At 69.2% G+C, this 12,532-nt stretch carries 14 protein-coding genes and 1 tRNA gene; 2 read left to right on the forward strand and 13 right to left on the reverse strand.

Annotated features, from left to right (window positions below):
- Positions 1-48: 48 nt before the first annotated feature.
- From HEP74_RS20145 to birA, 8 genes are all read right to left on the reverse strand, one after another.
- Positions 49-264: a CsbD family protein gene (locus tag HEP74_RS20145; RefSeq protein ID WP_145703764.1), complete on the reverse strand. Its 216-nt coding sequence runs from the start codon at positions 262-264 to the stop codon at positions 49-51.
- Between the two features lie 200 nt (positions 265-464).
- The gene (locus HEP74_RS20150; protein ID WP_003469322.1) at positions 465-599 is read right to left on the reverse strand and encodes an entericidin A/B family lipoprotein; all 135 of its coding nucleotides are present in this window, start codon (positions 597-599) and stop codon (positions 465-467) included.
- 98 nt (positions 600-697) lie between these two features.
- The gene (locus HEP74_RS20155; protein ID WP_185814371.1) at positions 698-850 is read right to left on the reverse strand and encodes an entericidin A/B family lipoprotein; all 153 of its coding nucleotides are present in this window, start codon (positions 848-850) and stop codon (positions 698-700) included.
- Positions 851-993: 143 nt separating this feature from the next.
- On the reverse strand, positions 994-1,917 hold the full coding sequence (gene rocF, locus HEP74_RS20160) for an arginase (RefSeq protein ID WP_185814372.1): 924 nt from the start codon (positions 1,915-1,917) through the stop codon (positions 994-996).
- A 202-nt stretch (positions 1,918-2,119) separates the two neighbouring features.
- Positions 2,120-2,195 (reverse strand) — tRNA-Thr (locus HEP74_RS20165).
- Between the two features lie 135 nt (positions 2,196-2,330).
- Positions 2,331-3,179, reverse strand: coding sequence for an SPOR domain-containing protein (locus HEP74_RS20170; RefSeq protein ID WP_185814373.1), 849 nt, complete (start codon positions 3,177-3,179; stop codon positions 2,331-2,333).
- A 9-nt stretch (positions 3,180-3,188) separates the two neighbouring features.
- Entirely contained in the window at positions 3,189-3,929 is a 741-nt protein-coding gene (locus HEP74_RS20175; RefSeq protein ID WP_185814374.1) for a type III pantothenate kinase, read from the reverse strand.
- Entirely contained in the window at positions 3,926-4,897 is a 972-nt protein-coding gene (gene birA, locus HEP74_RS20180; RefSeq protein ID WP_255423926.1) for a bifunctional biotin--[acetyl-CoA-carboxylase] ligase/biotin operon repressor BirA, read from the reverse strand. Before birA ends, HEP74_RS20175 begins: the two co-directional genes overlap by 4 nt.
- 161 nt (positions 4,898-5,058) lie before the next feature.
- On the opposite strand from birA, the gene HEP74_RS20185 reads away from it, so the two are divergent.
- Positions 5,059-5,331 carry a hypothetical protein gene (locus HEP74_RS20185; RefSeq protein WP_185814376.1) on the forward strand — a complete coding sequence of 91 codons (273 nt, stop codon included), beginning with the start codon at positions 5,059-5,061 and terminating at the stop codon, positions 5,329-5,331.
- The gene (locus HEP74_RS20190) at positions 5,298-6,086 is read left to right on the forward strand and encodes a M90 family metallopeptidase (protein WP_185814377.1); all 789 of its coding nucleotides are present in this window, start codon (positions 5,298-5,300) and stop codon (positions 6,084-6,086) included. Before HEP74_RS20185 ends, HEP74_RS20190 begins: the two co-directional genes overlap by 34 nt.
- Before the next feature lie 645 nt (positions 6,087-6,731).
- Here the strand turns inward: HEP74_RS20190 and HEP74_RS20195 are convergent.
- The 5 genes from HEP74_RS20195 to HEP74_RS20215 form a co-directional block, all read right to left on the reverse strand.
- Positions 6,732-7,922: a DUF1501 domain-containing protein gene (locus HEP74_RS20195; protein ID WP_185814378.1), complete on the reverse strand. Its 1,191-nt coding sequence runs from the start codon at positions 7,920-7,922 to the stop codon at positions 6,732-6,734.
- Positions 7,923-7,983: 61 nt separating this feature from the next.
- Positions 7,984-9,564: a DUF1800 domain-containing protein gene (locus HEP74_RS20200; RefSeq protein ID WP_185814379.1), complete on the reverse strand. Its 1,581-nt coding sequence runs from the start codon at positions 9,562-9,564 to the stop codon at positions 7,984-7,986.
- 151 nt (positions 9,565-9,715) lie between these two features.
- A complete protein-coding gene (locus HEP74_RS20205) occupies positions 9,716-11,086 on the reverse strand; it encodes an ATP-binding protein (RefSeq protein ID WP_185816734.1) in 1,371 nt (456 codons plus the stop codon).
- A gap of 85 nt (positions 11,087-11,171) precedes the next feature.
- Positions 11,172-11,855 carry a response regulator transcription factor gene (locus HEP74_RS20210; RefSeq protein WP_003469280.1) on the reverse strand — a complete coding sequence of 228 codons (684 nt, stop codon included), beginning with the start codon at positions 11,853-11,855 and terminating at the stop codon, positions 11,172-11,174.
- A gap of 76 nt (positions 11,856-11,931) precedes the next feature.
- The gene (locus tag HEP74_RS20215; RefSeq protein ID WP_524540807.1) at positions 11,932-12,264 is read right to left on the reverse strand and encodes a hypothetical protein; all 333 of its coding nucleotides are present in this window, start codon (positions 12,262-12,264) and stop codon (positions 11,932-11,934) included.
- Positions 12,265-12,532 lie beyond the last annotated feature (268 nt).

Consider the following 12,532-nt stretch of genomic DNA (forward strand, 5'->3'; position numbering starts at 1 on the left):
ACGGGCCGCATCGCGGCCCGTTTCTACGTCAGAGGCGCAACGCGCGCCTCAGTCGCGGTATTCCTTGCCCAGGCCGTCCTGGAACGTGCGCACTTCTTTTTCGGCGCGGTCGCGATCCCAGCCGTAGCGTTCCTGCAGCTTGCCCGACAGGTACTGCGCGTTGCCGCTGGCCACGTCGAAATCGTCGTCGGTCAGGTCGCCCCACTGGGCCTTGATCTTGCCCTTGAGCTGGGTCCACTTGCCGGAAATGATGTCTTTGTTCATAGCCTCGCTCTCGTTGGATGTTCGCGGCGATTGAACCGCGTGCGCAGCATTGCGCCGCGACCGTTGCCGATCGATCAATGCACCGTCAACGACACATGAGGGCGCTGAAGCATTTACCGCAACGCAGCCGTCGATGGCGAAAAGCGCGCAAAAAAAACGGGCCGGCAAGCCGACCCGTCTTTCGTCACCGAGCGCTGGGCTCAGTTCTTGGCGGCGTCTTCGACCTTCTCGCCGGCGCTCTTCACGTCCTTGCCGGCACCGGCAACCGTGTTGCAGCCCGACAGCAGGCCCACCGAAAACATCGCCAGCAGCATCCACGCAAAAGTACGCTTCATAGGTCTTACTCCTTCTTGGTCATGGGAACGCGACATATGTGCCGCGCTGGGTTACGCATTGGCTAATCGGTCAACGCCAAGTCACTGCGGACGATCGATCAGCACTTGCCGTCGCTGCAATCGTCGGCCTTGGTTTCCACCTTATCGCCGGCCTTCTGCATATCCTTGCCAGCACCGGCCATGGTGTTGCAGCCAGTCAGCATGCCTGCACAGAACAGGGTCAGCATCATCAAGGTGAGCAGTCGCTTCATTGTGGATTCCTCGCAGTGGATCGGGTCTGGGACGGCGGCGATAGCCGTTGCCGAGCTACCGTCTGGCGGTGAATCTGACTTCACGACTGTGGATTTCACGTGAATGAAGCGTGGCAATATTCAGTTTCGTATCGAAAACCGCCTCAATCGCGCATCAGCGTGGACTTGCCGAACAGGCTCTCGACCAGGTCCACCGCCAGCTCGGCGGTCAGATTGCGATGGTCCAGCACCGGATTGAGTTCGACGATGTCCAGCGAGCCCATGCGCCCGCTGTCGGCGATCATCTCCATCACCAGCTGCGCTTCGCGGTAGTTCGGCCCGCCCGGCACGGTGGTGCCGACGCCGGGAGCGATGCTGGGATCGAGAAAATCCACGTCGAAGCTGACGTGCAGGTGGGTATCGGCGTCCAGCCCGTCCAGCGCCGCCTCCATGGTCCGCTTCATGCCCATCTCGTCGATGTAGCGCATGTCGTACACGTCGATACGGTGCTGCTTGATCAGCCGCTTCTCGTCCGGATCCACCGAGCGGATGCCGATCTGGCGGACCTGCTCCGGGCGCAGCGCCGGCGCGTTGCCGCCCAGTTCGGTCAGCGCCTGCGGCCCTAGCCCGCACAGACAGGCCACCGGCATGCCGTGCACGTTGCCCGACGGCGTCACCTCGCTGGTGTTGAAGTCCGAATGCGCATCCAGCCACAGCACCCGCAGCTTGCGCCCCTGCTCGCGGCAATACCGCGCCACCGCGGTGATCGAGCCGATGCCCAGGCAATGATCGCCGCCGAGCATGATCGGCATGCGCCCGGCGCGCAGCTCGGCGTAGCTGGCCTCCATCAGCGCGCGGTTCCAGGCCACCACTTCGTCCAGGTGGCGATAGCCGGCGACTGGGGATTGCCACGGATTGCGCGGACCGTCGAGGTTGCCCAGGTCGCGCACCTCGATGCCGCGATTGGCCAGCGCCTCGTGCAGGCCGGCGATGCGCAGCGCCTCTGGCCCCATGCGCGCACCGCGGTGCCCGGCACCGATATCGGTGGGAACGCCGATCAGGGACACCGGCAGAAAAGAGGAATTCATGCGGACACGCTCCAGCGAAAAATGTGCGCCAGTCTAGCGAGCCGCTTGCAGCGCGACCCGCCGCGGCGCAGCAGGCGAGCGCCTGCGCTGTGCGCTGGTTGCCGGAAACATACGGGAAGTGCCACGCGCCGCGCTTGCAAGCGCATACAGGCACTTGGCAGACGCAGCATGGCGCTGGCCTGTGCGATGCAATACGAAAAAGTGGTGCCGCTTGTCCGAATCGAACGGACGACCTACTGATTACAAATCAGTTGCTCTACCGACTGAGCTAAAGCGGCACAAGGACTGCACTACCCGCGCTGCGGGCCGTCGCAGTCTACCTGCTGGCAGGCCGCTGTGGCATATCGCGGCGGCGGCGCTGGACCGCGATCCGCGCCGGCCGCACGCGACCGACGCCGACGCAGCGCGGCATTCTAGCGCAGCGTGGCGCAGTCCAGCGCGCGTTGCCGCTGCGCGCCGAGTTGCCGGCGCAGCGCCGTGGCCTGCGCTGCGGAGTCGGTGCGCAGGTCCAGCCACCAGCGCGACTGGCCGCTGCCGCCGCTGGGAATCAGATCGACGTTGAAGCCGGCCTTGGCCAGTTCGGCCTTGCGGCGTTCGGCGCCTTCGCGGCTGCGGTACTGGCCCAGGGCGATGGCATTGCCGGCGTCGCCCTCGCGGATCGGGTAATAGTCGCGGATGCCCGCGGCGACGATGCGATCGACCGCAGCCTTGACCCCATCCTCGCCGCCGATGGTCGGCAGCAGCACGCGGAAGCTGGTGGCGTCGCCGTCGCCGACCTCGCGCAGGCGCGGGCGCGGCGCAGCGGTGCCGAGCGCGGCGACGGCGGTCTCGGCCGCGGCGCGGTCCGGATACGGACCCAGGCTCAGACACACCGGGGCGGCGGCGGCAGGCTCGGCAGCAGCGGCCGCTGCAACGCTGGGTGTCTTGGGCGGCGGTGACGCGGCGGCCGTTACTGGCGCTGCGGTCGCCGTCACTGCGCTGGACGCAGCTGCGTCCGTTGCAGGAGCGCTGGCGGCCGGAACGTCGGCGGCCGGCGCGGGCGCGGCGTGGACGGCAGGGGGCGGCGCCGCAGTGGAAGCCGCCGGTGCCGCAGACGCGGCCTGTGGCGCGGCCGCGGACGCCTGCACCAGTTGCAGCGTCGCCACCCCGGCCGGCAGCGCCGGCATCGGTGCCGGCGCCGGGGTCTGCGGCTGCGTCGCCCACCACAGCGCGACGCCGAGATTGAGAATGGTCAGGACGACGAGCAGGGCGCGGACGAGCATGCGCGGATTCTACCCGGCGGACCCGGCCGCGGCGTGCGCCTGCGCCCACAGCGCCAGCCCGTCCAGCACCAGCGATGGCCGCTGCTCGGCCGCCGGCAACGCGTGCAGCAACGGCGGGGCGCCGCCGCCGTGCAGCAGCAGCCGCGGCCGCCGCGCCAGCAGTGCCTCGCCCCGCTGCAGGCTGCGTTCGATCAGCGCCAGCGCCGCGCCGTCGCAGCCGGAGGCCAGCGCATCGGCGGTATCGGCGGCGAACTCGTGATAGTCGCCGCCCTCGGCCGGCAGTTGCGCCGCGCGCTGCTGCAGCGCCTGGCGCATCGTGGTCGGCGACGGTGCGATGCGCCCGCCGTGGTGCAGGCCGTCGCGGTCGAGCAGGTCCAGGGTCAGCGCGGTGCCGACCCCGACCACCAGCACATCGCCGTCGCCGTGCGCGGCGAGCAGCGCCAGGAAGCGGTCCACGCCGAACTTGTGCGGCTGCGCGTAGGCGATGCGCACGCCGGCGCAGGCGGCCTCGGTGCGCGCCACCCGCACCTGCGCGAAGCGGGTGCGCAAGGCATCCAGCACGGTGGCGGTCAGTCCCGGCGCGGCGACGCTGGCGACATAGGCGGTGTCGCCGCGCGGCAGCGCCGCCACCGCGGCCGCGTCCATCGCTTCGGCACCGTGCGGCCAGGCCTGCACCGCAGCGGCGCGGCCGCGTTCCAGCGCGGCGAACTTGAAGCGCGAATTGCCCAGGTCGAACAACCAGTCGCTCATGCCGGCCTCACGCTGACTTCGCCGGCATGCAGCGGGCGCTCGCCATCGGCGAAGGCGACCCGCAGCGCGCCGTCCTCGGCCAGGCCCAACGCCACGCCCTCGCGCGCGACGCCGCCCTCGTCGATGCGGATCGCGCGCCCGGCGAGCAGGTCCAACGCGGCGTAGCGCGGCAGGAACGGCGCCAGGCCCTGCGCGTCGAACAGCGCCAACGCCGGCAGCAGATGCGACAGCACCGTGGCGGCGATCGCGTTGCGCGAGACCTCGGCGTCGGCGCCGGACAGCGTGGCCAGGTCGGTCCATGGCTGGCCGATGCTCGCGGCGCTGGCCGCGGGCATGCGAACGTTGAGCCCCAGGCCGATCACCGCACGCGCCGGCCCGGCGAACTCGCCGCCGCCTTCGACCAGCAGGCCGCCGAGCTTGTGCCCGTCGGCGAGCAGGTCGTTCGGCCATTTCAGCCCGACCGTGGCGAAGCCGGCCGCGCGCAGCGCCTCGGCCACGGCGACGCCGGCGGCCAGGCTCAGGCCGCCCAGCCGCCCCAGCCCGCCGTCGAAGCCGCGCGCCACCGACAGGTACAGATGCGCCGCCAGCGGCGAGGTCCAGACCCGGCCGCGGCGGCCGCGGCCGCCGGTCTGGCGCTCGGCCAGCAGCACTTCGCTGCCGCGCGCCGGCGCCGGCCGCGCCAGCAGCGTGCTGTTGCTGGAAGCCAGGCTCCAGGCGATCTCCAGCCCGGCCAGCTCGTCGCGCGCGGCCGGCGCCAGCGCGGCGCGGATACGCTCGGCCTCGAGCAATTCCAGCGGCCGTGCCAGCCCGTAGCCCTCGCCGGCGCGGCCGTCGATCTCCACCCCGGCCGCGCGCAGGCCCTGGATGCGCTTCCACACCGCAGCCCGGGTCAGCCCGAACGACCGCGCCAGGGCGTCGCCGGAAAGGCGGCCCTGGCTGAGCCGGGCCAGTAGTTCGCGCTCGTCCACGCCGATTCCATCGCCTCGTTTCAATCCACACGCCCCTGAAGACGTGACTCGGAACGGAAAAGTATGCGGGAAGCGCCGGCCCCGCGCCCAGCGCCGGCCGTGCGCCGGGTGAAAACCGCGTTAGAATCGGGATTCACCGCCGTTCGCCCTGGATGCCGACGATGCGCCGCTCCCTGCCGTGCCTGATCCTGCTGTTGCTCCCGCTGGCCGCCGTCCACGCGTCCGAAGCGCTGGTGAGCAAGCAGCGCAACGACTGCGTCTACGCCGACAGCACCGACGCGGACGCCGCCCAGGCACGCCCGGCCTCGACGGCGCGCCCGCCTGCCACTGCGGCCAAGCCGGCGGTGCCGAGTGGCGGCGGCAGCGACAGCGACCTGGTGCCGCGCCTGCGCATGCCCAAGTGGCACAGCTTCCTGCCGGGGATGTTCCGCTGATCCCACGCTGGTTGCGCTGGCTGCTGCCGGCGCCTGTTGCGATCGACGATGCGACCTGGCACCTGGTCCGGCAGCGCTGCGCGTGGGCGGCGGCACTGGACGCGCAGCGCGAGCACACGCTGCGCACGCTGGCCACGCACTTCCTGCAACGCAAGACCATTTCGCCGCTGGACGGACTGACCCTGGATGCGGCGCAGCGCACCGTGCTGGCCGCGTTGTGCTGCCTGCCGTTGCTGAAGTTCGGTGCCGAGGGCCTGCGCGGCTGGTCGCAAGTGCTGGTGTATCCGGACGCGTTCCGCGTGCAGCGCAGCCACGTCGATGCGGCCGGCGTGCTGCACGAGTGGGAAGACGAGCTGATCGGCGAATCCTGGGACAGCGGCCCGCTGATCCTGTCCTGGGCCGATGTGCAGGCGGACCTGGACGACCCGCGTGCCGGCTACTGCGTGGCGGTGCACGAAATGGCGCACAAGCTCGACGTGCTCGACGGCGCACTGGACGGCACGCCGCCGCTGCCGCGCGACTGGCAGCGGCGCTGGGCCGCGGATTTCCAGCGCAGCTACGACGCGTTCTGCAAGCGCGTGGACCGCGGCCGCAGCAGCGAGATCGACGCCTACGCCGCCGAGGCGCCGGAAGAATTCTTCGCGGTGGTCAGCGAATACCACTTCTCCGCGCCTGAGCGGCTGCAGCGCGAGATGCCGGACGTGGCTGCGCATCTGACACGGTTCTATGGTCGCTCCCCTTTCGCTGCCGCGTAAGCGCTCGATGTGAGAGGCGAGTTGGCGGCGATCGCGGCATGACGGAGGTCCTGCTGCAGGAGCGATTCCAACCGCGGCAAGCGCAGCGGCGAACCTTCCGGCTGCGGATGCCGTCGGGACTGAAGTCCCTCCCACAGTGCACCCAGCCGACTGGCCGCAAGTCCCTTGTAGGAGCGGCTTCAGCCGCGACAAACGAAGTCGGGAACTGCACCGGCTTCGGACACTGTCTGTCGGGGCTGAAGCCCCTCCTACAGTGCACCCGGCCAGCTCGCCGTGAGCCCCTTGTAGGAGCGGCTTCAGCCGCGACGAACGAAGTCAGGAACTGCACCGGCTCCGGACACTGTCTGTCGGGGCTGAAGCCCCTCCTACAGTGCACCCAGCCAGCCCGCCGTGAGCCCCTTGTAGGAGCGGCTTCAGCCGCGACGAACGAAGTCGGGAACTGCACCGGCTTCGGACACTGTCTGTCGGGGCTGAAGCCCCTCCTACAGGGCACCAGCCCTCTCGTCGCAAGTCACTGTGGGAGCGACTTCAGTCGCGACGGGCGGAGTGACAGACCTGCGACAATCGGTCGGTGCCGAAGCGCTTCCCACATTGCACCCAGCCGGTTCGCCGCCGCTGGTGTGGCGACGCGGCGCAGCGCCCACCTCACACCAACTGCAGATCTCGCGCATGCGCCTGCGGGAACACTTTCTGCAATTGCGCAGGCGACAGGCCCCACATGCGGCTCAGCAGGCCGGCGAACAGGTCGCGGTAGTTGGTCAGCACCGGGTAGTCGCGATCCTGGAACAGCTTGTCCTTGCTCACCGCGACCTGCTCGCCGGCGATGCGGCCGCCGTTGACCGCGCCGCCCATCACCCAGTAAGTGGTGCCATGGCCGTGATCGGTACCCTTGTCGCCGTTCTCGCGGAAGGTACGGCCGAACTCGGACAGCACCACCACCACGGTGTTGCGCCATTCCGGGCCCAGCGCCTCGGCGTAAGCGGCCAGGCCTTCGGACAGGTTGCCGAGGTTGGTCGCCAGCGGGCCGTCGGTGCTGCCCTGGTTGACGTGGGTGTCCCAGCCGCCGACATCGACGAAGCCGAGCCGGTAGCGCTCGCGCATCAGCGTGGCGATGCGCCGGGTCTCGTCGGCGAAGGTGCGGGCGCTGGCGGCGCCGCGGTTGGCCTGCTGCATTTCGTCCCGCAATGCCTGCGACACCTGCTGGCGCAGCGCCAGGCCCTCGTGCGCGGCGCTGGCCAGCGGCGTGCCCTGGTACATCTGCGCCAGGATATCGGCCTGGCGCTGGTCGAAGGCCGGGGTGGGATTGCGCTTGAGCGACAGGTTGGGAATGTCGCCGCCGCCCTGGAAGCTCAACGGCAGCGAATCGGTGAAGGCGATCGCCGGGGTGCCGGTGGCCACCTGCGACAGCCGCGCCAGGAAACCGGAGCGGTAGTCGCTGCGTTGCCCGGCCGGTTGCCCGGCCTCGATGCTGTCCTGGGTTTCGAAATGGCTGCGCGACAGGTCGTCGGTGCCGGCGAACGGCACGAACGCCAGCTGCTTGTCGTTCCACAACGGCTGCAAGGTGTCGCGCAGCCGCGGGTTCAATCCCCACTGCGCGTCCAGCGCGATGGCGCTGTTGGGGTTGGCCGGGTCCGGCCGCGCGATCGCCAGGGTCGGCCGCGACGCGTAGTAGAAGTCGCTGGCGTAGGGAATCAGCAGGTTGTTGCTGTCGTAGCCGCCGCGCAGGAACACCACCAGCAGGCGCGGCGATGGCGCCGGCGCGGCGAACAGGCGCCCGGCGAACGGCAGGCTGGCCGCCGCGGCGGCGGAGGCGAACAGGAAATGGCGACGGTGCATGCAGGACCTCCGTGATCGCCGGACGCAGCGACAGTCGCCGCGCCCAGCGCTATGGACCGGATCAGCGATAGTTGAAGTCGGGCGATGCCAGCAGGAACGCATTCCACTCCTGCTGCGAGCGCGCCTGCGCCAGCGCCTGGCGGGTGGTCTCACCGAGTTGCGGCTCGATCGCCTGGTAGTACAGCGGCGTGGTGAGCTGCGGAAAACCGCCGCGCTGCTGTCCGTCGCTGGTGAACAACTGGGTGTTGCCGCCGCCGATCGCGCGTGCGATCTCGAAGCGCTGCGCCATCTGCCCGGAACTGTTCCAAGCGCTGGACTGCAGCGGCCAGCCGTCGGGGGTGATGCGCCCATAGCTCGGCTCGCCCATCTGACTCAGCCAGCCCAACAGCGGCTGCGGATTGGCGATGGTCTGCCCGTCGTAGGCCAGGCGCAGCGACGACACCAGGAAGCGGTACGGATCCTTGAACTTGTGCGGCGCGCCGGCAGCCATTTCCGGCGCGGTGAACAGCACCTGCAGCACGGCGGCGATATCGCCATCGCTGCGCTGGAAGGTCCGCGCCATCTTCTCCACCAGCGCCGGCGGCGGATCGTCGGCGACGAAATACTCGGCCAGGCGCCGAGACACGAACTGCGCGCACGCCGGCTGGCGCACGATCAGTTGCACCGCACGCTCGACCTCGTCGAAACCGCCGCCGGCGATGCGCTGGCCGAGCAGGGTCTTGTCGCCGGGCTGGTGCCGCGCCGGATTGAATTCGAACGCGCCGCGGCGCAGGTATTGCGCCTGCTGCGGCGGCGGCAGTTTCGGCGGCGCGTCGCGGTTGGGCGGGGCGATGCCGACGCCGGTGAGGATCAGCGCCAGTTGCTGCACGTCGTGCTGGCTGTAGCCGCCGTCCACGCCCAGCGTGTGCAGCTCCATCAGTTCGCGCGCGTAGTTCTCGTTGACCTTGCCCTTGGCGTTCTGCGCGTTGTCCAGATATTCGAGCATGGCCGGGCTCTGCAGCGTCGCCATCACCAGATCGGAGAACTTGCCCAGCGCGTGCGGGCGGATCGCATTGTCGGTGTAGTCGGCGACGGTCCAGTGCAGGCGGCCCTTGTCGGCGAACACGCTGAAGTGATTGAGCCAGAACCACACCATCTGCTCGCGCAGTTGGTCGCGCGAATACACCGCACGCAGCAGCTGCGCCTGCCGCGCCTGCGCCAGCAGCGCATCGGCGCGCTGCTGCAAGGCCTTCTTCGCCGCGACCTTGGCCTCGCCGTCGGGCATCGCCTTGATGTACTGCTGGCGCGCATCCAGTTGCTTGAGCAGTTCCTGCACCGGCGTATGCAGCGCCTCGTAGCCGTCCAGTTGCGTGCGCACCGCCGCAGGCAGGGCGGCGTCGCCGCTGGAGGCCTGCAACTGGTCGCGCAGGAAACGCTTGCGCCCGTCGTGCTGCAGCTGCGCCACGCTGGCGCTGTCCAGGCCGGTGGTCATCGATTGCAGCCAGCGCGCATCGTCGCGCTCCAGCACCTTCTGGCTGCCGGCGATGGCGCCAACGGTGAACAGCACCAGCAGCAGCGACAGCAGCAGCCGCTGCGTGTTGCGCAACGCGCGGCGCCCGTGCACGCGCAGGCGCGATACGGGACGATGCCGGGGTTCGGGCATGCGGCGCTCCTTGGACGGAAAAACCGGCTGTGACGACTCGCGCAGTATCCGCGCCTGCCTGGCGCAGGCGTTAAGCCAATGTCGGAAACCGCCGCGGCGTTTGCGCGGGATTCACCTGCAGCGCACGGCCCGGCTGCTACGGGCTCGGCTGCTACAGGCCCGGCGGCATGGTCACCAGGAAGCGCGCGCCGCCCAGTTCCTCGGAACGGCTGACCTGCAGTTCGCCGCGGTAGCCCTTGACCAGGTCCTGCACGATCGCCAGGCCGATGCCGTGGCCATGCACGCGCTCGTCGCCGCGCACGCCGCGCTGCAGGATGTGCGCCACTTCCTCCGGCGCGATGCCCGGGCCGTCGTCCTCCACCGAGATCACCAGGCCGGCGCGCCGGCTGCCGGCCGCCGGCGCCGGACGCACGCTCAGCAGCACCCGCCGCCGCGCCCATTTGAAGGCGTTTTCGAGCAGGTTGCCGAGCAGTTCCTGCAGGTCGCCGGGTTCGCCGTGGAAGCGCGCGCTCGGCTCGATGTCGAACTCGCACAGCACGCCCTTGGCCGCGTACACCTTCTCCAGCCCGCGCACGATCTCTTCGGCGTTGGGTTCGATCGGCAGCGGCGCGGAGAACAGCTTGTGGCCGCTGGAAGCGGCGCGGCTGAGCTGGTAGGTCACCAGGTTGTTCATGCGCCGCAACTGCGCGTCCAGCTCCTCGCGCAGCTCCGGGCCGTCGTTGCCGCTGTCGAGCTGGGTGCGCAACACCGCCAACGGCGTCTTCAGGCTATGCGCCAGGTCGGCCAGGGTGTTGCGCTGGCGGTCCAGGTTCTCGCGCTCGCTCTCGATGAAGGCGTTGATGCTGTCGGTCAGCGGTTCCAGCTCGCGCGGATGGCGGTCGCCCATGCGCACCGCTTCGCCGCGCTGCACCTTGGTCAGTTCGTTGATCACCCGCCGCAGCGGACGCAGGCTCCACTGCAGGATGAAGGCCTGCAGCAGCAGCAGGATCAAGCCGGCGCCGCCGAGGTTGAACCACACCCGGTGGCGGAACACCAACAACTGCGCGCCCAGCGCGCGGGTATCCTCCATGATGTAGATGGTGACCGGGGTTTCCTTGTCGCGGCGCACGTAGGCCAGGCCGATGCCGTAGCGGTACACCTCGCCTTCGCTGCCGTCGATCTGGGTCATCGGCCAGGGGCCGTCGAAGGTTTCCTGGCGCGGCTCGAGCATGCCGCCCTTGGGCGGCAATGGGCCTTCGCTGGACATCGAGATCCAGCGTTCGTTGGGCATCACGATCTGCGCGTACAGGCCGCTGCCCGGCCTGTCGAAATGCGGGTCCGGCGGCGGCTTGTCGTTGTTGATGTACAGCGAGCCGTCGCGCGCCACGTCGACGTTGTTGGCGTAGGCCGTGGCGTAGCTCTTCAGGCGCTCGCGCAGGTTGCTCAGCGCGGTATCGGCGAAGGCCTGGTCCAGCGCATAGCCGGCCGCGGCCAGGAACGCCACCAGGCTCAGGCTGGCGGCCAACAACTGGCGCGCCTGCAACGAACGCGGGCGCCAGCGCTTGTACCACTTGGGCCGTACCGCCACGCTGTCGCGTCCTTCGGTTGCTCGTCGCAGGCGCGTGGGATCAGCCTTCGGTGCGCGGGATCGCGAACCGGTAACCGCGGCCGCGCACAGTCTCGATCGGCTTCAGCTCGCCGTCCGGATCCAGCTTCTTGCGCAGGCGGCCGATGAACACTTCCAGCACGTTGGAGTCGCGATCGAAGTCCTGCTGGTAGATGTGCTCGGTGAGGTCGGCCTTGGAGACCAGTTCGCCGGCATGCATCATCAGGTACTCGAGCACCTTGTATTCGTAGCTGGTCAGGTCGACGTTGCTGCCGCTGACGCTGACCGTCTGCGCGGCGAGATCCAATGCCACCGGCCCGCATTCCAGGGTCGGCTTGCTCCAACCCGCGGCGCGGCGCAGCAGCGCGTTGACCCGCGCCAGCAACTCCTCGACGTGAAACGGCTTGACCAGATAGTCGTCGGCGCCCTGCTTCAGGCCCTCGACCTTGTCCTGCCAGCTGGAACGCGCGGTGAGGATCAGCACCGGGAACTTCTTGCCTTCGTCGCGCAGCGCCTTGATCAGCTCCATGCCCGACATCTTCGGCAAGCCGAGATCGATGATGCCCACGTCGAACGGCACTTCGCGGCCCATGTACAGGCCTTCCTCGCCGTCCTGCGCCGCATCCACCGCGAAGCCTTCGCGCTTCAGGCGAGCAGCCAGGGTCTCTCGCAGCGGAGCTTCGTCTTCGACCAGAAGGATACGCATGAACTCTCCCTAGTTACTTACAGATGGCCGGCGGCCGGGGCAGTGTGTATGACAAGCTGAACCAGACTATCCGGGCTCAGGGGTTATCGCCGCGTGGTGGTTCCTGCGCATCGCTGGGACGCGGCACGCGCGGCGGCGCAGAGCGGCCAGGCTGCGGATCGTCCATGTAGCGCACGCGCCCGCGGCCATCCATGTACTTCACCCGGTTGATGTCGCGCCCGTCGAACGGCACGCGCTCGGCGCCCAGAATCTGTCCACCGGTGGACCGCTGCACCCGGCGCACCGCATCGGACAGCGAGCTGCCGTTGTAGTCGCGCGCCCTGGGCGCCTCGCGGGCCGGCGCCATCGGCGGCGCGCCTGGCGGACCAAGCGGACCCGGCTGCTGCGCCCAGCCATGGCCAGTCGCCATGAGCGCGAGTGCGATCACGGCAACGGTGCGGCAGCGGCGGAGAGTGGGCGAGATCACGAGGTGGCATCCTAACGGACTGATCGGAAACGTTCAAAAGTTGTGAAACCGGATGCCTGGCAGCAGCGCCGCGATTCCACAAAATCGAGCCAAATTCTTGATTTTTCGGGGTGAATCCGATCTGAACTTTTCCGGCCGCGACCGTCTTCGTTCAGTGAAATGAACTTACTACACCGCGCCGGCGGGCGCTTGCTGACGACCCTTAGCCCCG

The organism is Xanthomonas sp. SS, assembly GCF_014236835.1.
In the GTDB taxonomy this organism is placed as follows: domain Bacteria; phylum Pseudomonadota; class Gammaproteobacteria; order Xanthomonadales; family Xanthomonadaceae; genus Xanthomonas_A.